The sequence below is a fragment of the Ruegeria sp. D4 genome, assembly GCF_056534475.1.
The window spans coordinates 66,836-84,364 of record NZ_JBQFPJ010000008.1; the positions used below are offsets into that span (position 1 = coordinate 66,836).

General features: G+C 55.8%; 18 protein-coding genes and 1 tRNA gene. 9 read left to right on the forward strand and 10 right to left on the reverse strand.

The window, feature by feature from the left end; genetic code table 11:
• Nucleotides 1–10 precede the first annotated feature (10 nt).
• The 3 genes from ACR0MI_RS12900 to ACR0MI_RS12910 all read right to left on the reverse strand — a co-directional run bounded on the left by ACR0MI_RS12900 (nucleotide 11) and on the right by ACR0MI_RS12910 (nucleotide 1,693).
• Entirely contained in the window at nucleotides 11–367 is a 357-nt protein-coding gene (locus ACR0MI_RS12900; protein ID WP_170816997.1) for a helix-turn-helix domain-containing protein, read from the reverse strand.
• Nucleotides 368–981: 614 nt separating this feature from the next.
• Nucleotides 982–1,299 (reverse strand): methyltransferase domain-containing protein, encoded by a 318-nt coding sequence (locus tag ACR0MI_RS12905; protein ID WP_170617116.1) that lies wholly within the window; start codon nucleotides 1,297–1,299, stop codon nucleotides 982–984.
• A complete protein-coding gene (locus ACR0MI_RS12910) occupies nucleotides 1,283–1,693 on the reverse strand; it encodes a class I SAM-dependent methyltransferase (protein ID WP_170617115.1) in 411 nt (136 codons plus the stop codon). Before ACR0MI_RS12910 ends, ACR0MI_RS12905 begins: the two co-directional genes overlap by 17 nt.
• Nucleotides 1,694–2,237: 544 nt before the next feature.
• On the opposite strand from ACR0MI_RS12910, the gene ACR0MI_RS12915 reads away from it, so the two are divergent.
• Nucleotides 2,238–2,879, forward strand: coding sequence for a carbonic anhydrase (locus ACR0MI_RS12915; RefSeq protein ID WP_170617113.1), 642 nt, complete (start codon nucleotides 2,238–2,240; stop codon nucleotides 2,877–2,879).
• A gap of 269 nt (nucleotides 2,880–3,148) precedes the next feature.
• Here ACR0MI_RS12915 and ACR0MI_RS12920 read toward each other — a convergent pair whose 3' ends face one another.
• Nucleotides 3,149–3,826: a hypothetical protein gene (locus tag ACR0MI_RS12920; protein WP_170617111.1), complete on the reverse strand. Its 678-nt coding sequence runs from the start codon at nucleotides 3,824–3,826 to the stop codon at nucleotides 3,149–3,151.
• Between the two features lie 810 nt (nucleotides 3,827–4,636).
• On the opposite strand from ACR0MI_RS12920, the gene ACR0MI_RS12925 reads away from it, so the two are divergent.
• The 3 genes from ACR0MI_RS12925 to ACR0MI_RS12935 all read left to right on the forward strand — a co-directional run bounded on the left by ACR0MI_RS12925 (nucleotide 4,637) and on the right by ACR0MI_RS12935 (nucleotide 6,851).
• Nucleotides 4,637–5,167, forward strand: a complete 531-nt coding sequence (locus ACR0MI_RS12925; protein WP_170816999.1) for a hypothetical protein — start codon at nucleotides 4,637–4,639, stop codon at nucleotides 5,165–5,167.
• Between the two features lie 2 nt (nucleotides 5,168–5,169).
• Complete coding sequence (locus ACR0MI_RS12930; protein WP_170817000.1) at nucleotides 5,170–5,883, forward strand: hypothetical protein; 714 nt, start codon at nucleotides 5,170–5,172, stop codon at nucleotides 5,881–5,883.
• A gap of 494 nt (nucleotides 5,884–6,377) precedes the next feature.
• On the forward strand, nucleotides 6,378–6,851 hold the full coding sequence (locus tag ACR0MI_RS12935) for a hypothetical protein (RefSeq protein ID WP_170554413.1): 474 nt from the start codon (nucleotides 6,378–6,380) through the stop codon (nucleotides 6,849–6,851).
• Here the strand turns inward: ACR0MI_RS12935 and ACR0MI_RS12940 are convergent.
• From ACR0MI_RS12940 to ACR0MI_RS12965, 6 genes are all read right to left on the reverse strand, one after another.
• Complete coding sequence (locus ACR0MI_RS12940) at nucleotides 6,836–7,282, reverse strand: hypothetical protein (RefSeq protein WP_170817001.1); 447 nt, start codon at nucleotides 7,280–7,282, stop codon at nucleotides 6,836–6,838. The two genes, ACR0MI_RS12935 and ACR0MI_RS12940, sit on opposite strands and share 16 nt — an antisense overlap.
• Entirely contained in the window at nucleotides 7,279–8,577 is a 1,299-nt protein-coding gene (locus ACR0MI_RS12945) for a hypothetical protein (RefSeq protein ID WP_480854555.1), read from the reverse strand. The genes ACR0MI_RS12940 and ACR0MI_RS12945 overlap by 4 nt, the downstream gene beginning before the upstream one ends.
• A gap of 67 nt (nucleotides 8,578–8,644) precedes the next feature.
• Nucleotides 8,645–9,601 (reverse strand): DNA-primase RepB domain-containing protein, encoded by a 957-nt coding sequence (locus ACR0MI_RS12950; protein ID WP_170554406.1) that lies wholly within the window; start codon nucleotides 9,599–9,601, stop codon nucleotides 8,645–8,647.
• Nucleotides 9,602–10,172: 571 nt separating this feature from the next.
• A complete protein-coding gene (locus tag ACR0MI_RS12955) occupies nucleotides 10,173–11,024 on the reverse strand; it encodes a tyrosine-type recombinase/integrase (RefSeq protein WP_480854593.1) in 852 nt (283 codons plus the stop codon).
• A gap of 246 nt (nucleotides 11,025–11,270) precedes the next feature.
• Nucleotides 11,271–11,347: transfer RNA gene (locus ACR0MI_RS12960), tRNA-Pro, on the reverse strand.
• Nucleotides 11,348–11,477: 130 nt separating this feature from the next.
• Nucleotides 11,478–12,593, reverse strand: coding sequence for a THUMP domain-containing protein (locus ACR0MI_RS12965; RefSeq protein ID WP_170614098.1), 1,116 nt, complete (start codon nucleotides 12,591–12,593; stop codon nucleotides 11,478–11,480).
• Between the two features lie 299 nt (nucleotides 12,594–12,892).
• Here ACR0MI_RS12965 and ACR0MI_RS12970 point away from each other — a divergent pair, with 299 nt between their 5' ends.
• Genes ACR0MI_RS12970 through nqrE form a run of 5 tightly spaced genes read left to right on the forward strand, consistent with a single transcriptional unit; the run spans nucleotide 12,893 to nucleotide 17,519 of the window.
• A complete protein-coding gene (locus ACR0MI_RS12970) occupies nucleotides 12,893–14,236 on the forward strand; it encodes a Na(+)-translocating NADH-quinone reductase subunit A (protein ID WP_170614097.1) in 1,344 nt (447 codons plus the stop codon).
• Between the two features lie 5 nt (nucleotides 14,237–14,241).
• Nucleotides 14,242–15,450, forward strand: a complete 1,209-nt coding sequence (locus ACR0MI_RS12975; RefSeq protein ID WP_170614096.1) for an NADH:ubiquinone reductase (Na(+)-transporting) subunit B — start codon at nucleotides 14,242–14,244, stop codon at nucleotides 15,448–15,450.
• Nucleotides 15,443–16,258 carry a Na(+)-translocating NADH-quinone reductase subunit C gene (locus tag ACR0MI_RS12980; RefSeq protein WP_170614095.1) on the forward strand — a complete coding sequence of 272 codons (816 nt, stop codon included), beginning with the start codon at nucleotides 15,443–15,445 and terminating at the stop codon, nucleotides 16,256–16,258. The genes ACR0MI_RS12975 and ACR0MI_RS12980 overlap by 8 nt, the downstream gene beginning before the upstream one ends.
• Nucleotides 16,258–16,911 (forward strand): NADH:ubiquinone reductase (Na(+)-transporting) subunit D, encoded by a 654-nt coding sequence (locus ACR0MI_RS12985; protein WP_170614094.1) that lies wholly within the window; start codon nucleotides 16,258–16,260, stop codon nucleotides 16,909–16,911. Before ACR0MI_RS12980 ends, ACR0MI_RS12985 begins: the two co-directional genes overlap by 1 nt.
• Nucleotides 16,911–17,519, forward strand: coding sequence for an NADH:ubiquinone reductase (Na(+)-transporting) subunit E (nqrE, locus tag ACR0MI_RS12990; RefSeq protein ID WP_170614093.1), 609 nt, complete (start codon nucleotides 16,911–16,913; stop codon nucleotides 17,517–17,519). Before ACR0MI_RS12985 ends, nqrE begins: the two co-directional genes overlap by 1 nt.
• Nucleotides 17,520–17,529 lie beyond the last annotated feature (10 nt).

A 17,529-nucleotide genomic window follows, 5' to 3' on the forward strand; every position in this document is an offset into this window, starting at 1 on the left:
TTGCGGCTGTCTATAGTTCGAGCCTTTTTTCCAATCCCGTCTGGGTCAGTCCTTCATTCTGAGACAGTATCCTGATCGCGAACCATTTCAGGCGGGTCAAGTCATATGGTTTCAGTGTCTCATCAATCCGGAGTTGGATGAGATGAGCGATGTTGGAAAACATGGACCCGACAATATCGTCTTTCTTTCGTATCATGGGTGACATGTCAGCACGCAGGCATAATATCTGCTGGCAAATATTATGTGCTAACTTCTTATAGGGAATATGCGCCGTGCGGAGCTCGCTGCCGGTTTTTGAATGGCGTATGGTGGCTGGTTTACCAAAGTGAACTAAATTACAGGTTGTTGGCGCAATATCTTTGAGCATGGGATATTAGGTGCCATTGTCGGTGCCGCAGCATTGCTCGCCCGGCCGCGTCGTTCACGCCCTTAGAATCGATTATCGGCAACGGTTTTCTTGTGATAGGCCCAAAACCAGATTTACCGATTTGAATGCGGGCACCTTTGGCTCTGGTGGGGCTCTGTGTCACCGCGTTTTTTTTCGCTGTACATAGCGAATGGCGCAAAAGACCTAGCATCCGCTTCGCCACGGATAGAAAACACAGTCTGGGAACTCGGCGATTTCAGGATTTACCCTCAAAATTGTTGGGGGCATAAAAGGCGGCATTGCCGAAGGACCGGGGGAGCGCCTTCGACGATCCGGCTGATTTGCTCCGCCTCAACACGCATTTGGCTACCGAGGTAAATTCGCTCGCGCAAATGCTCAGAACTTGGGTCGCAAAAACTGGAAGTTTTCAGGATCCGAGGCCGGCGGCCAAAACAAAACCATCGCATAAACCGTGATCAAACCCGCCAAGATGAACTCCGTCGGTTCACAAGCCCGGTTCACCTGGGTTCTGGCCCGAAAGGTCAAACACAAAATCACATGCCTCGGCAAACTCATGACGTGGAGTTGTGGTGTTCAACCCGTGCAGTCAGAGCTCAGGTTTTCTGGGCGACATAGGTATAGTTGTTGCACGCTCCGAAGAATGTCTCCTCGTTACTGGCCCGGTGCTGCGCGGACAACCAGTCGGCGGCCTCACCTTCGCACATATCTCCATTGCGCACGACCAGCGGAATATAGCTATCGGCCAGGTTCAGAAAGAATGAACCATTTCGGGCTTTAGCGAGAACCTCGGACAGGAAATGCGTCAGTTTCAAGCCATGCCGCGCAATGACTGCGGGCATCCTGCGCAGGACCAGAGGATTGGCAACCACGGCATTAAGTATCATGTTGACGACTTCAATATTGCGCCGCATTTCCGGCTCCGAAGGTCAGGTAGGCGTAGTCGCCGTCGAAGACAGCGACCGCGCCGCCAGGGCGCACAACCCGGGCAGCTTCTGCGATCACCGCATCCGGATCGCTGACATGGCTGACAAGCGTGTGGGCGAGCACCACGTCATAGCTGTTATCAGGATCGGGCAGGGCATGGGAACCGCCGTTCCGGAAATTGACCCGCCCTGCAAGGCCTTCTTCGGCGGCAAGGCAAGTCGCAGCCTCGACCAATTCCGGGCTGTAATCTATTCCAGTGATCTCAGTGACGAGCCCTTTACGTGCTGCCAACGCGCGGGCGGCTACCCCGGTGCCGCAGCCAAGATCAAGCAACGTCTTACAGAACCCGAGGTCGATGTGTTGTAGATATGCTTCGCGCATTCTGACAAAGACCGGGTCGCGTCCGCGAATTTCCAGCCGGTCGACAATTCTTGGAACCCTTCAGGGCCGAGACTTCCGATCGACTGGAAGATATCGTTGCCGCTCATAATGCTTTCATCAAAGTCGATTTCTCCAAAAATGCACCCCAAGGCTGATTTTGGCAGGCTTGGAAAAGACCGATTTCCCAGCGCCAGCCATGCCGGATCACGGCGTTCGGTTGGCCCGGATTAAGACACCGCCTTAATAGGTATGCGGCTTTGGGCTTCTGTACTGCTTGCCGTAGTGTTGACCGCCAATCACACTACAGTCGAGTAGGGCCAAATTGTCCTGCCAAGAAGGTGCCTTCCGTGAAGCTCGGAAGCTGAACGGAAATTGCGGGGTTTGCCTGCGTACAGTTCGGCCGGTGCATAAGATGTGAGCCGGGATGATGGGTGCAAACTAACTTGTTCAGATACGCAATATCCATTATTTGGCCAAACCAACACTCGACGAGCGCCACTCACTAGGCTTTCACATACGCGCGATCAAAAAGGGAACACCCAGCATGACAGAGTCAATCAAACTACTTCTTGAAGGCAACAAAGACTGGGTGAATCGCATCAAAGATGAAGACCCTGGCTTTTTTGAGCGATTGGCCGAAGGCCAGTCACCGGAATATTTGTGGATCGGATGTTCCGACAGCAGAGTGCCCGCTACAGAGATTACAAATTCTCTTCCCGGATCAATTTTTGTTCAGCGCAACATTGCAAATCTTGTGGTTCACACCGACTCCAACCTGCTGAGCGTTGCCTATTTTGCGGTTCACTATCTGAAAGTGAAACACATTATTGTCTGCGGGCACTACGGATGCGGCGGAATCAAAGCAGCAATGAGCAATGAATCGTATGGTTACTTGGACAATTGGCTTTTGCATCTAAAGGATGTCTATTCGCGCAATCGACCTATTCTGGATGGGATTGAATCGGAAGAAGAACGCTTGGACCGTTTCACCGAACTCAACGTCAAAGAACAGGTTTCGAATCTGGCAAAGCTGTCATTCATTCAAAAGGCGCGGGAAGGTGGTGAGTACCCCCGGCTGCATGGATGGGTTTATTCGGTTGGTGATGGGCTTATCAAAGACTTGAAGGTTAGCCCTGGAGCAATCGAAAGCCTCGAGCCAATTTACAAGTACAACAGTGACGCCTGAGTTTAGACACCCCGCAACTTCAACGTTCAGGCTGCAACAGCGGCGACCGATAGCCTGATCCTCGGCAACCAGGTTTTCACCGATCAGTATCATGACTTCGAAATCAAGGCGGGCACCGCAGGTCGCACCGCCATGCACGGATCTCGCGTCGGCCAGCGCGAAGACGGTTGGGGCGCAGCCTGTTTGACGCCCCCGCCCGAGCTACCTGGGCGGCAAAACAGGTGCGGTCTCAACCCCCACGCTTCCAGTAGGATAGGTTGCCGCAGCCGTTACTGTGCCTTAAAGCGCCGAAAACCCAACAACCCCATAAGCCCGCCGATCAGCAACAACCCGCTGGCGGGCAGGGGTACGGCGGATAAGCTGACATTCAGATTGTCTACCCAGAACTCAGAACACCATTCCTCACACCAGACCGTATCAGGCCCAACTTGGTCATAGTCGGTAAATCGAAGGGCGCTCGGAATGTTCAGCGACAGCTTCAGGCTGTCAATGTTCGCAAATGAGCTTGTGAAATTCAACACGCTCCACAGGGTAGGTCCGACCGACTGAGTAGCCACTACCGCGCCGTTTCTGATCCCGTCAAATGTTAGGTACGGAAGTGGGGCTGTGCCAGCATAAGCCCAGGCTGTGTGGGCTCGGTAGTCATCTACAGGGGCAGGTCCAGAGCCGGACTTGTTCAGCAGCGACCAGCCGCGAACGTCAATCTGATTGGGCGTAAAGGACGCGCCGTTAAGAGCGCTGATCGATGACGATAGAATCCCGCTGTCATCGTGCAAGGCGAGATGATTTCCGGTCAGGTAAACGGTGCTGTAATCATAGATGAACCCGTTTGAAGTTGCTTTGCTTCCGCCCGCACTTGGATAAGGCGGGTTATGGTCGAATGTGACGGTTAAAGCACTAGCCACGTTTGCAAGGCACACGGCGGCAGCCGCAAATATCATTTTCATGAAATTTCCCCCCTAATAATGCAATTAGCCTAGCCGGGTTTTCTCATTTCGCAACTTCTTGGGTGTGCAGTCTGAATCCGGGGGTTTTCGTTACTTGTAACAGAAACTCTGGATTTTCGAGAGGCGCAAAATCAACGCAAGTGTTTGATTTTATTTGTCGGAGTGAGAGGATTCGAACCTCCGATCCCTGCCTCCCGAAGACAGTGCACGGGCGGCTGTTTGTCTGACGCTGACATACACTGCACGTCTTTTTCACACACACTGCACGGCGCGAGAACGTCCATGTTGTCAGTGGCTTGAGTGTCGCATGCCATACCATGAAGTGCAACACGCGACATGTTCAGCAGTGCACGTGACATGCAAGGCAAACACACGGTGTGATGGGCCAAACATGGTCAGAGTTGCAGCGTAGTGCAGCGAAAGTGCAGCGGCGGCCAGTGGAGTACCAGACCGACCAGAAATGCAGAGCGCTACAACTCCCCCGCCCAAATCCAAAACCGAGTTCCGTGAGCGACAGCTCTGCCTGGGGGATGTCGGTCGTACCCCCAGTGGCAAAGCGCAAAGAGAGTGCTCAAAGTGCGCTCGAATGGCAGTTTCTCGCAACAACTTGGCGCGATCTCCAAAGAAACGTCAGGTTGAAACCCACATCTGTGTTTCGAGGATCAAAGTTGAGCTGAGTTGGAAAGTGCTCGGCAATTTGGTTGTTCAAAAGTGCTGTGTTTGCGGGTGCCAGGATTGATGATGCCGGGTTTCAAAGTAATGCCTCGCTTCTCCTGAACGCCCCCAAAAAAAAGAAGTGGAGTCTTTGAAATGACAAGTGCAATTCTTCCATTTGTGATCATACTTGCGATACCGCTGATGATTGGGTTTGTTTTCCGAGACCTTCAAGCGAAGTGGGTGGGGTTTGTTTTTGCAGGCCTTGTTGCCGCCTCGAGCGCAGGCAATCATTTTGTCCTCAGGTCCCTTGAATACACTGCTACACGCGGAAGCGTTCCAACGGACGAATGGTTGATCGGAATGATCTTGGCCGCTGGCTTCTGGGGTGGTGTAGCTTTCGGGATTACAAAACTGGGTAGTAAACTTCGGTACGCTCAGGACAAAAGGCACGGTTTGATCGCCGAAGATCACAGTGGTGCTTCTGTGCAATCTGATTGCAATCAAGAATACCTCGCCTCGCAAGAGAAAGTGATGAGCGATCCAGCTTACAAATACGTCCCGATGCCCAAGAAACCCAAAGTTCGAACAGAGCAAAAGAAGCCGCAAAAGCTGTCAGATGCGGAAATTGAGCGTCAAAAGCGAGACCCCGCCTACAAATACGTGCCGAAGCCACGAGGAGTGTGATGATGGTACGATCCACTTCGGTGTTCGTCAGTGTTGCGATTGCTTTGGCAGTTGCAACCGCGCAGCCCGCATCCGCAAACTGGGTTTCGAAGCTCGCAAACAAGCTTGCAAATGAAGCCGTAGAGAACGTTCCGAATGCAGCCGGTCACGCAGGGCGCGCAGTTGGTAGACATTCCGGTCAAATTCAAGATGAGCATGGCAAAACGGATGCTGAAATTCACAACAGTGGTCTGGTTTCACAGTATGTCAGCGAAGAACATGGTTTCCGCTTCAATTTCCCGAGCAACTGGAAAATTGTGAGTGCGGGCGTGCCGGGTACTGAAGTCATGCTCGTGTCTGGCAGTGCATCTGGTTTGAGTTGCAACGTAGTTTTGCAGTACATTCCCGCTCTGGAAGGCATGCATCGAAACGAGCTGGACGACGTGATCTCGAAAGAGGCATACTCCGCCGAATACTGGTCCGAATTCTTCGCAATGTACGAAAATGTAAACATCAAAGAACATGATTTGGGCATGATGGCAGGCAGCAAAGCGCAATACGCTTTGGCTGATGTCGTTTACAATTCATTTGAAAAGCTCGAGCGACTTACAATTCTGCAGGCCGTCACCTACCAATCAGGTAAGGCCACATGGATTGGCTGCTCTGCGCGTTCAGATTACTGGGAGGGAGTGTCAGACATCGCTCTACTTCCAATTCGTACATTCTCTGTCGAGTGATGTTCGGTCAAAGGCTGCGTAAGCAATTGCGATGAACGCATACAACAGTATGTGCGGTATTCTGCTGGCTGGATTGGCGCAACGATTCGCAAAGAGATTTGATTGTTGCTTGTGTCTGCAAAGTACCACTTCAACACTTCCTTTGAGCGATACTTTTCCGCACAGAACCACACGTGTGCACACCCTTGTTTCGTAGGTTCAAACCAGCACACGCGACAGTAGTGAAACCTGCGATGCTCTCCCTCGAAGCGCTGCTCTGAGGCCAGTTGGTGGTGAGAGCAGCCCTTACAGTGGCGCTTTACGACTTGAACTGCACGCATGAAGTCTTTGACCCACTTTGGCTGTAGTTGCGCAGTAGGATCGTCCAGTTCGTGCAAGATGACAGGGCGCAAGCGCGAGGAGTTTGGTTTCCGGCAAGCGTTCCGCGCGCGCACTTCAGTTCTTGCGACGTGTATGACTGTTTACGAGAGTAACTTGTTCGGAAAGATAACAACATGCGTTTCACGTTGTGTATGGCTGTTCTCGTTGTCACGGCTTTGTGGCACCGGCCTGCAGCCGCACAAGATGATGCACAGATGCAAGTCTTTGTAGATGCGATGACTGAGTGCGCTGTTCTTGCGAACGTCCAGTACGTGCTTTCACAAGCTGCTGTGCGCTCGAGCGATCTCGCGGATGTGAACGATCAAACGTGGGGTTTGACCAGAGTGTGGGCGCATGATCAAGAAGTCGACCAGTTCAAGCTTGCTGCGTGGACAGCTCTTGCATCAGACCCGAGCACAAGTCGCGCTGCGCGCGCACTCGTTGCTCGTAACGTGCACCAACGAACTGAACAGGTCCTGCATCAGGAGTTTGGCGAACGCAAAGGACCGAAAGACTACCTTGATGCACGGGAAAGTTATGTACTCTTTGAACTCAGAAACATGGATCAGATCGAAGAGTGCGAAGTCATGCGTCAGGCTTGGGAGTGACGCTCAAAACCGTCACCGCGAAGATGTTCGTACTGTATGAGTTCTCCTTTGTTGACAACCGCTTGAGCAGTGCGACGTAGCCGATGACCGATCACTGAAAACATCGGGTGTAGCACCATCGCGCCTTGCTTTGTGCGTCTTAGCAAACCGGAACTGATCAACTCGTTCGCGCCTTCACGTGCTGACCACTCCGACAAGCCCGCTTCATCAGCCGCCGCACGCAGGACCGGACTGTCGTCGTCGATGTGTTCTTCGCGCGACACCCACCGTATCATCGCGATCAGCATCGCTTGCCCGTGCCGCGACAAGCCGTGGAAAGCGCGCAGTGCCGCTGAGTTCGACAGTTCGACTTGCACATCAGGAACGGTCAGCGCTTGGGAAACTTGGTGGCGCGTTTCCATGCTGCTGCGTGTGAGCGACTTGTCGTTCATCGGCATGCTCCCACCTTGACTGCATCATGCACTGGATCATCAGCAGATGCGTCGAACACACTGCCCAGAGCATCGACTTTCTGTGCGTCGTTGATGTCCGCTCGACCGAGCACGTGCCGCGCCTCAGCCAACAGTGCTTGCTGTCTGTCAACGTTAGCTTGCATCTTGTCGATCACAGATACCATCGCTTCGAACTGCACTTCCTTCTTTGCCATCTCGTCGGCATGTATCTGTTCCTGAACTTCAAACAACTCCGACTGTCGCGCCAACTGCTTGCCGCGTTCGCCAGCCAGTTTACGCCACGCAGCTTTGCTCTCGTCACGTTTCTTGGTCTTGGGTTTGCGCTCGCCCGTTGCCTTCACGTCATCGCGCGTGACGGTCTCGGTTCTGGCGTTTCCGTTTGGTGCGGCGCGTGCCAGAGCGGGCTTTGTGCTCGGGTACGCCTGCGCCATCACCAGATGGTTCAACAGCGCGCCGCGCGTGCCGTGCGTCTCGGTCACAACCAACAAACGCGCCGCAGCGAAGTCGTCGATGATCTGATCGAACTCGTGCTCGTTGATCTGCATCACGTCTGAAACCAACCCCCGCAGTCGCTCGTAGTCATACGTTCTGTCATCATCGAACGATGTGTCGAGATGCTTGCCGCGTTCACGCATGGTGTCGAGAAGCACGTCGGCATCTCGGTCGTTCAACGTCGGCTCAAACTTGGACCACGAAAGGTCAGCGATGTGAGTGCATGACGTGGGTACGCGATACCAACACTGGTCTGGCCGCAAAGGACCGTGCTCTTGTTCAGCGATCACTTCGTCTGTCGTCTCTGCAAGTCGCGCAAGCGGTATGACCTCGCTCTGGCGAAGCGGTCTCACGGCTCGCATCAGCGCTCGCAACACGCGCCCATGTTCGGCTGGGAAGTGGTCTTGCAACGTGTCTACCGCGTCATCGACGAAACGTGTCTCGCTGATCGGTTTCCCGCCGATGCGTGGAACAAGTGGCACGGTGCCTGTTTCATCACGCTGCAACTCACCGCTCGCATCACGCCTCGGAACAGGATGCAAGCCGCGCACAAGGTAGTGCCCCGGTACTTCCGGCAGTGCCGTGCTGATGTCTTCGCTGAACACAACTACGTTGCTGCATGCCATGTCTTCCTGTGCATGCAGCTTCGTTTCTACATCATAGGCTTGTGCCCAGTTGCCCAGTTCTTCTTTTCTGGGCAACTGGGCACAGGAAGATGCACCTTGCGTGCACTGTTCTGAAGCCCGCTCTTTCTGGCCTTTCAGGTTTGGTTTGTTTGTCATCACAGCTTGCTTCCCTCCTTCTTCGTCCGCTGTCTCCAGTTGGCTGGCCTCACGGGTCGCCCTTTCATCATCGCCTTGCTGCTCGCTCGTCGGTCTCTCGTCCCGGCTTCGCCGTGGCTGGCGCTGCCTTTGCAGCTGAGTTGATGTACTGAAGTGAGCCTCGCACTGTTTGTTCCACGTAGCGGATACCAGCACCGTGACGGCTCGTTTCGCGTTCCCGTGCTTTCTCAGAGGTCGCCATCAACAGCACTTCGACTTGTTCGGGCGCTGATCCGTTTGTGAGTAAGAACGTTGCGACATGTGCGTCAGCCCTGCTTCGGTTTCCGCCAAACTGCGCTGTCGTCTCGTCGATCATCGCCTTCACGGTGCTAACGTCACTCTCGGTGCTACCGATCTGTGGCTTGCGTTCGCCGTATGCTTCGACCTGCTCGATACGTATGCTTTGCCGCGACAAAACCTGCTCATGCGCTTCATGGGTGAGACCTTTGTTGAAGCGCAAGCGCGGTACGTGCTCCCGACTTTGATACACCAGCACGAGCGGTGGCCTTCCATCAGGTAAAGCGCGCAACGGCTTCGGGTTGCGCGTCGTCGGCACTCTGCCATGTTGCGTTGGTTTGGCGCTGCTGGGATCACCTGCGTACTGCTCGGCCAAGACACGGCAAGCCGCAGCGTGCACATCAGGCGCTTGGTTGCGACCGGAAAGAGTGACCCATGCTTGAAAGTTGTCGGGGCTGGTCTCGACGACGACGCTTGGCCTGATGCCGTCGCACGCCATCAAGTGCAGTGCGTCGGCGCTGATATCGTCCACGAGTACGTGCGTCAGAGGTCCATCAGGGCGGAAGAAAACGTGATGCGACTTTGCTGACATCGCTGCAAACCAGTCGGCTGAGGCGATGAACTGCTTGGGTGTAAACTGACGGCAAGCCACGACTTTGCTGCCAAGAGAGATGATGCGTATGTCGAACGTGTCACAGGGCAGCGCATCAACCAGTTTGTGAAGCCAGATGCGACGCCGATCAGTCATCACGGCCTACTCGGTTCGCGGTGGGCATAAGGCTGTCTTCCTGAGCGACCTTTGATCCAGACCCCTCGGCGAAGCGAAGCGCCGCCCCTGTCATCTGATGACTTTCAAGCCGCTTTGCTTGATCTCGGGTAGCCGATCGGGTCTCACAGCCATCGTTCTGACGCCGCAGTGCCCTCAGCCAGGCATCGACCTCGCACTGGTCGAACTGCACTCGACCTCGAAGCCGATACCAAGGAGGACAAGCGCTTGTGTCTCCGCTACGATGGTCCATCATCATGCGGCTCAGAGTTCGGAGTGAGACCCCGATGTGATCTGCGGTTTCTTGCTTGCTGAGCGGTGGCAAGTTGGCGGCTCCGATGTCTGGTGATCTGGTGCCGCCTGCGCAACGCCACTCCGAAAGAGTGATGGCACGTTGCGGTCTTTGGTCAGGACTTCTGGGACAGATTCCTTGTATGTCCGAAAGTGGCACAAATTGGCGCAGAGGTCAAGCCCCAAAATACCACATGTTGTGGTAATTGCACTAGAATTCGCTACATGACACAACATGCAGTGTATGTGTTCGCGCTACATGTCACTCAACAGCATGCAACTTGGCGACGATGTCCAACGCTCGCAGCCTTGCGTATCGTTCAAGAAGTACGCCCGCGTCACGATGCCCGGTAAGTACTTGGACTTCGGCCACTGACCACCCTTCCAGCAGCTTGTCTGTTGCGGCTTGCGCGCGTAAGTCATGCAGCCTGATGTCTTCGACACCAGCACGCGCACGCAGCCTTTGCCACGCCAGTCGCACGGCGTTCTCAGTGATGGGCAACACTCGGTCTTCAGCGCGCGGCAACGTGGTCAACACCTGAATCGCCATCGGGCTGAGTGGCACAAACCGCGCGTGTCCGTTCTTCGTCCTCGACAGCAACACGACCCGTTGTTGTAGATCAACGTCGCACCACCGCATCGAAAGCAGTTCGCCTCGTCGACAAGCCGTCTCACGTGCCAACACCATCAGTGGCAGCATCAACGCGTTCTTGCAGTGCCCCGCCGCATCAAGAAGCCGTTGCCACTCGTCGTCTGTCAGCCGTCTGTCGCGCCGGTCGCTGATGCGTGGCCGCTTCACGTGGCGCACCGGGTTGGCATCGTTGTCTTCAAGCTGACAGTCGATGGCTGTCTGCATCAACGACAACTCACGCACGACAGTGGATGGCTTGGCTTCCCGTACGCGTCGGTTGCGCCACGTCGCCACGTCGGCAGCAGTGAGCACATCGATGCGCAACGTTGCCAACTTCGTGCGAGCAAGTGCGTGCAGCCGCCATCGTTCGCTCGGCATCTCGTCTGCCAACTGGTGCAGTGCGTCTGACAGTGTAACAGTTGTCGGCTTGGGTTTGTACAACTCGCCACGTTCTGCGCGCATCTCCGCATCGCGTGCCCACATCACTGCATCAGCTCGCTTCGTGAACGTCTTGCTTGCTGACCGGCCTGCATGTCTCACCGTCGCCTGCCACTTGCCACTTGGTCGCTTGTTGATCGTCGCCATCTCGCATCTCTCCTCGTGCGATGATGGACGTCTTGCGCCGTGTTTGCGTGCTTGGTGCAGCGGAAGTGCAGCGATCAGACAACCGACACGGTGCCGTTGCGTGCAACTGCATCCAGATGTTTCAACAACATCAAGCAGTTGATCTGGTCGGAGTGGCGAGATTCGAACTCACGACCCCTGCCTCCCGAAGACAGTGCTCTACCAGGCTGAGCTACACTCCGACCGTGGCGGGTGATCTATACCCGGTGAACTGGATGCGCAAGAGGGATTCTAAGGTGGTCGTTCGGAAAAATACTCGAAAAAACCGGTAAAAAACTTCGTCTGAACAATTCACCTGTCGGACAGATAGCATCAGGTCAGTGGATCCGTGCGATACAGGCGAATCTTTGTTCCGCCATGGTCCACTATGGGTCCCGGTGGCAACAGCGGCAGCCGGGTTGCGCGGGCCAGCGACTGGCTGCTGGTTGCAATGCCGACTCTCCAGCCGGCAAATCGTGACATCAGCACTTTTCCCATGCTGCCATAAAGGGACCGCAACCGCTTTTCATCGCCGATCCTGCCGCCATAGGGCGGATTGACTATGACCAGTCCCGACGGTCCTTCAGGTGCTTTGATGACGCTGATTGCGCGGTGCTGAAACCGCGTAATCAGCGCGACGCCCGCGCGTGATGCGTTGGTGGATGCGGCCTCGACCGCCCCGGCGTTTCGATCTGATCCGTGGAACGTCGGAACAGAATCGTGCGGAGGAGCGGGCTGGCGCAGCTTTTCCCATTCGTCGGCGCGGAAAGTCGCAAGCTTTTCAAAGGCAAAGTGCCGCGACCGCCCCGGTGCCAATCCCAAGGCCATTTCTGCTGCTTCGATGACAAAAGTGCCTGAGCCGCACATCGGGTCCAAAACGGGCTCTGTCCCGTCAAATCCGCATTCCCGCAGGAACATGGCCGCCATGGTTTCCCGCATGGGGGCCTTTGCAATCGCTGGTTTGTGGCCGCGCTTGTGCAGCGGATCGCCTGAACTGTCGATCGAGATTGTGCAAATGTCCCTTTCGATCCGCAGCAACACACGTATGTCCGCGTCCGAGGAGATCGGAGCCCCAAGTGTTTCCGAGATCGCTCTTTCGATGCGCTGTCGGGCCGCTCCGGCATGATAAATGCGTGACTTTCGGCTGGTGGCTTCAACCCGGACGGGGAGATCGGGCAGCAGGACGTCAGCCCAGGGAAATTTGCGGGCCCGTTTGTCGAGCTGCGCCAGGTGGATGGCCGGGAAGCTGCCGATCCGCACCAGAACTTTATTGGCGCCTCGAAGGACAAGATTGGCGCGCCATACCTCGACCCAGTTGCCACGGCAGCTGACACCGCCTTGCACTTTGCGCGCGTCTGCGAATCCTTGTTCCAGCGCCTCGGCGCAAAGCGGCGCTTCAAGGCCCGGAGGGGCAACCAGAAAGATGTCCAGATCGTCGGAAGTGTTCATATCGGCTGCTTACACCGGAAGAACGGGCAAGGCGATATCCTATTTTTCGAACTTGTTCCCGAAAAACACAGGTTTGTTTCGGTATTGTGACCTAAGAACTTTAATTTAGGCGGTAACAGGTTTGCGTTTGTGGTATTCCCCGCGTAAAGGGACCGGGACCGAAGTTATGCTTACGGAATTCAACCGGTTTCTGGCGCTTTTGCGACAATAATCGTATGAATATCCGCGCTATCCTGTGCCAACCTGATTAAGGTCGGTGATAGCGGGCGCAAATAAGAGGCTTGGAAGAACGTAGCAACATGCAAACTTTCAAACTTAAAAAAGGGTTGGATCTGCCGATAGAGGGAGCGCCCGAACAGAAGATTCAGCCGGGGCCCGAGTTTTCGACGGTTGCCGTTCTGGGCAGGGACTTTGTGGGGCTCAAGCCCAAGATGCTGGTTCAGGAAGGTGAAGAAGTACAGCGCGGCGCGCCGATGTTCTGCCATAAGGATGCGCCTGATGCGATGATGGTCGCACCGCTCAGCGGTAAGGTCATTGCCATCAATCGCGGCGCCCGGCGCGTGCTCCAAAGCGTCGTGATCGAGGTTTCGGATGTCAACGACACCGGCATCGATTTCTCGGGCACGGGTAACACGGACAGCGCCGAAGGTGTTGCGGCAAAGCTTTGCGCCGCAGGTCTTTGGACCGCATTCCGAACCCGCCCGTACTCGAAGATGCCTGAACCGGGCACCAGACCCGCAGCGATTTTCGTAACCGCAATGGACAGTGATCCGCTGGCAGCGGATGCAGCACTGATCATCGCCGATGCCGGTGATGCCTTTGCCGCCGGGCTCGGCGCGATTTCACACCTGACGGACGGCAAAACCTATCTGTGCCACAAGGATGGTGACACCTTGCCCGGCACCGAATTGCCCGGGGTTGAAGCGGCGGGTTTTTCCGGACCGCACCCCGCAGGCCTGGCCGGAACGCATATCCATTTCCTCAAGCCGCTGGCAGGGGACAAGCGTGTCTGGACGATCGGCTATCAGGATGTGATCGCCATTGGCCGTCTGATGCAGACCGGCCATTTGGACCCGAATATTGTAATTGCGATGTCAGGTCCCGGGGCACGTCAACCGCGCCTGATCCGCACGGTCATGGGCGCATCGACCGATGATCTGACCCGTGACGAGGTCAATGTTGACGGCAGCGCCCGGATCATTTCCGGGTCGATCCTGTCCGGTCAGCACGCCGAGGGTCCGACCGCCTATCTGGGCCGCTTTGCGCGTCAGATTACAATCATTCGCGAAGACGCGGACCAGATCCCGATGGGCTGGATCCGGCCGATGCCCTCGAAATTCGCGGTGCAGCCTGTATTGGGCTCGGCCTTTGCCAAAAAGCTGTACGCGCTGACGTCGAACCTGAACGGCGGTCGCCGGGCCATGGTTCCTACCGGCACGTTCGAAGAGTTGATGCCGCAGGATTACCTGCCGACCCAATTGTTGCGTGCTTTGCTGGTGATGGATACAGACACCGCACAGGCGCTGGGTGCGCTGGAGCTGGACGAAGAGGACCTTGGCCTTGTCGGCTTTGCCTGTCCGGCGAAATATGAATATGGGCTGGCGCTGCGCGACTGCCTGACCAAGATTGAAAAGGAGGGCTGATCCGAATGGGTTTGCGCAACTTCTTTGACCGGATCGAGCCGAACTTTACCAAGGGCGGCAAGTACGAGAAGCTTTTCCCCATCTACGAGATGGTCGAAAGCTTCATCTACACTCCGAAAACAGTCACCTCCGTCGCCCCCCACGCGCGGTCTTACGTGGATATGAAGCGGATCATGACTTATGTCGTGATCGCGACGATCCCCTGTATCCTGTGGGGCATGTGGAATACGGGCTATCAGGCCAATTCCGCGATTGCGGCCCTTGGGCCGGACTCAGCCACGGGCTGGCGGATCGCCCTGTTGCAGATGTTTGGCATTTCGCTGGACCCGTCCAGCCTGTTTGCCAACGTGATGCACGGATTGCTTTACTTCCTGCCGATCTACATCGTCACACTTGTCGCAGGCGGTATCTTCGAGGTCATCTTTGCCACAGTGCGCGGCCACGAGGTGAACGAAGGTTTCCTTGTTACTTCAATGCTTTACACGTTAATCATGCCGGCAACCACGCCCCTGTGGCAGGTGGCTTTGGGCATCATCTTCGGTGTCGTGATCGGCAAAGAGGTGTTTGGCGGCACTGGCAAGAACTTCCTCAACCCTGCGCTTGTGGGCCGTGCTTTCCTGTACTTCGCCTATCCGGCGCAGATGTCGGGCGATGCGGTGTGGACACCGGTCGACGGCTTTTCGGGCGCAACGGCGCTGGGGGTAACAGCGGCTGAAGGCGTTCAGGCCCTTGCGGCCGAGGGCATCAACTGGTCCAGCGCGTTTTTCGGAACCATCCAGGGCAGCTTTGGCGAGACATCGACGTTGGCCTGTATCATCGGGCTCGCCTTCCTGCTGATGACCAAAATAGCCAATTATCGCCTGATCGTGGGCTGTTTGGCCGGGACGATCGCGTTTACATGGCTATTGAACCTGATCGGTTCTGACACCAACCCGATGTTTGCGATGCCTTGGTACTGGCATGTTGTGCTGGGCGGATACGCCTTTGGCCTGGCGTTCATGGTGACCGAACCCGTTTCGGCAAGCCACACCAATCTGGGCCGCTATATCTACGGTGCGCTGATCGGTATCATGGTTGTTTTGATCCGTGTAGTGAACCCCGCTTTCCCGGAAGGCATGATGCTGGCCATCCTGTTCGGTAACGTCTTTGCACCGCTGATCGATTACTTCGTCGTTCAGGCCAACATCAAACGGAGGGCGCGTCGCCATGTCTGATACGCAACCCCAAGAACCCAAGGGGGCGATTGCCCGGTTCCTGGCGGCCTCGCCGGACTCGGTTGGAAAGACGATCTTTGTTGCCGTCGCCGTTTGTCTGTTAGCTTCGATGGTCGTTTCCGCCGCAGCCGTCAGCCTTCGCCCGGTACAGGAAGCGAACAAACTGAAGGACAAGCAGGTCAACGTTCTTCAGGTGGCAGGTGTTTACGAACCCGGCATCAACGTGACCGAGGCCTTCGCTGCATTTGAGCCGCACGTTCTGGAACTGGCCACCGGCGAATTCGTCGATGACCAGTTTGACCCAGCAACGTTTGATGACCTTGCCGCCGCCAGCGATCCCGAATTGAGTGTTGCTCTGGATGACGATCCTGCTGGAATTGGGCGGAAGTCCAAGTTCCGAGTGATCTACCTGCTGCGGGATGATGCTGGTGAACTGGATAAGGTCATCCTGCCGCTGCACGGCTATGGCCTGTGGTCCACGCTCTATGGCTTTATCGCGCTGGAAAACAACGGCAACGATATTTTCGGCCTGCAGTTCTATCAGCACGGCGAAACTCCGGGCCTTGGCGCGGAAGTGGACAACCCGCGTTGGAAAGCGCTGTGGAATGGCAAGAAACTTCGCGATGACGCGGGCGATCTGCAAATCACCGTCGCCAAATCTCAGCCTGCCGCCGGGCCGGACTTTTATGTCGACGCGCTGGCCGGTGCCACGCTGACCTCTGTTGGCGTCGATAACCTGGTGAAATTCTGGATGGGCGATGCGGGCTACGCTCCGTTCCTGGCCAAACTGCAAGCAGGAGAGTTCTGATGTCTCAGACCAAGAAAGAGATGCTGGTCGACCCGCTTGTCGACAACAATCCGATTACCCTGCAGGTGCTGGGCATCTGTTCGGCGCTGGCGGTGACCTCTTCGCTGCAGGTATCCTTCGTGATGGCGCTGGCGGTGACGTTCGTGACCTCGTTCTCGTCCTTCTTTATCTCGTGCCTGCGCAACCAGATCCCGGGCTCGATCCGGATCATTGTTCAGATGGTGATCATCGCCTCGCTGGTGATCCTGGTGGATCAGGTTCTCAAGGCCTATGCCTTCGAGATTTCGAAAACGCTTTCGGTCTTCGTCGGTCTGATCATCACCAACTGTATCGTGATGGGCCGCGCCGAGGCGTTCGCTATGAAAAACCCGCCTGTCGCGTCCTTCATCGACGGCATGGGCAACGGAATGGGCTATGGTCTGATCCTGCTGCTGGTTGGTTTCATCCGCGAACTGTTCGGGAATGGGTCGCTGTTTGGCGTCACCATTCTGGAGACCGTCAACAATGGCGGCTGGTATGTGCCCAACGGCATGTTGCTGCTGCCGCCGTCCGCGTTCTTTATCATCGGTCTGATTATCTGGGCCTTCCGCACGTGGAAGCCGAACCAGGTCGAAGAACGTGAATACAAAATCCAGCAGGTAGAGGCGCACTGATGGAAGGGCTTATCTCTCTGGCCGTAAAGGCTATCTTTGTTGAAAACCTCGCGCTTAGTTTCTTCCTCGGCATGTGTACCTTCATCGCCGTTTCCAAGAAGATCTCGACCGCGCTGGGTTTGGGTATTTCGGTGATGGTCGTCCAGGCGATCACCGTGCCGACAAACAATCTGTTGCTCAGCTATCTGTTGAAACCGGGCGCCTTGGCCTGGGCCGGGTTCCCGGATGTGGACCTAACCTTCCTTGGGCTGATCTCGTACATCGGCGTGATTGCGGCGATGGTTCAGATCCTCGAGATGATTCTGGATAAGTACTTCCCGCCGCTTTACAACGCGCTGGGGATCTTCCTGCCGCTGATCACGGTGAACTGTGCCATCCTCGGTGGCTCGCTGTTCATGGTCGAGCGTGACTATAACTTTGCTGAGGCCGCCACCTATGGTCTGTCTTCCGGCTTTGGTTGGGCGCTGGCGATCACAGCGATGGCAGGCGTTCGTGAAAAGCTCAAATATTCGGATATTCCGGACGGTCTGCAGGGGTTGGGCATCACCTTCATCACCGCGGGACTGATGGCGATGGCCTTCATGTCCTTCTCTGGCGTGAAACTGTAAGGAGGGCGCA

Coding starts and splice junctions, on each gene's coding strand:
- ACR0MI_RS12940 (WP_170817001.1), bottom strand. CDS start 7,282: ATGAACGACAAGTCGCTCACACGCAGCAGCATGGAAACGCGCCACCAA.
- ACR0MI_RS12905 (WP_170617116.1), bottom strand. CDS start 1,299: ATGCGGCGCAATATTGAAGTCGTCAACATGATACTTAATGCCGTGGTT.
- ACR0MI_RS12950 (WP_170554406.1), bottom strand. CDS start 9,601: ATGACTGATCGGCGTCGCATCTGGCTTCACAAACTGGTTGATGCGCTG.
- ACR0MI_RS12985 (WP_170614094.1), top strand. CDS start 16,258: ATGTCTCAGACCAAGAAAGAGATGCTGGTCGACCCGCTTGTCGACAAC.
- ACR0MI_RS12915 (WP_170617113.1), top strand. CDS start 2,238: ATGACAGAGTCAATCAAACTACTTCTTGAAGGCAACAAAGACTGGGTG.
- ACR0MI_RS12930 (WP_170817000.1), top strand. CDS start 5,170: ATGGTACGATCCACTTCGGTGTTCGTCAGTGTTGCGATTGCTTTGGCA.
- nqrE (WP_170614093.1), top strand. CDS start 16,911: ATGGAAGGGCTTATCTCTCTGGCCGTAAAGGCTATCTTTGTTGAAAAC.
- ACR0MI_RS12980 (WP_170614095.1), top strand. CDS start 15,443: ATGTCTGATACGCAACCCCAAGAACCCAAGGGGGCGATTGCCCGGTTC.
- ACR0MI_RS12920 (WP_170617111.1), bottom strand. CDS start 3,826: ATGAAAATGATATTTGCGGCTGCCGCCGTGTGCCTTGCAAACGTGGCT.
- ACR0MI_RS12935 (WP_170554413.1), top strand. CDS start 6,378: ATGCGTTTCACGTTGTGTATGGCTGTTCTCGTTGTCACGGCTTTGTGG.
- ACR0MI_RS12955 (WP_480854593.1), bottom strand. CDS start 11,024: ATGTGGGCACGCGATGCGGAGATGCGCGCAGAACGTGGCGAGTTGTAC.
- ACR0MI_RS12925 (WP_170816999.1), top strand. CDS start 4,637: ATGACAAGTGCAATTCTTCCATTTGTGATCATACTTGCGATACCGCTG.
- ACR0MI_RS12900 (WP_170816997.1), bottom strand. CDS start 367: ATGCTCAAAGATATTGCGCCAACAACCTGTAATTTAGTTCACTTTGGT.
- ACR0MI_RS12970 (WP_170614097.1), top strand. CDS start 12,893: ATGCAAACTTTCAAACTTAAAAAAGGGTTGGATCTGCCGATAGAGGGA.
- ACR0MI_RS12975 (WP_170614096.1), top strand. CDS start 14,242: ATGGGTTTGCGCAACTTCTTTGACCGGATCGAGCCGAACTTTACCAAG.
- ACR0MI_RS12910 (WP_170617115.1), bottom strand. CDS start 1,693: ATGCGCGAAGCATATCTACAACACATCGACCTCGGGTTCTGTAAGACG.
- ACR0MI_RS12965 (WP_170614098.1), bottom strand. CDS start 12,593: ATGAACACTTCCGACGATCTGGACATCTTTCTGGTTGCCCCTCCGGGC.
- ACR0MI_RS12945 (WP_480854555.1), bottom strand. CDS start 8,577: ATGACAAACAAACCAAACCTGAAAGGCCAGAAAGAGCGGGCTTCAGAA.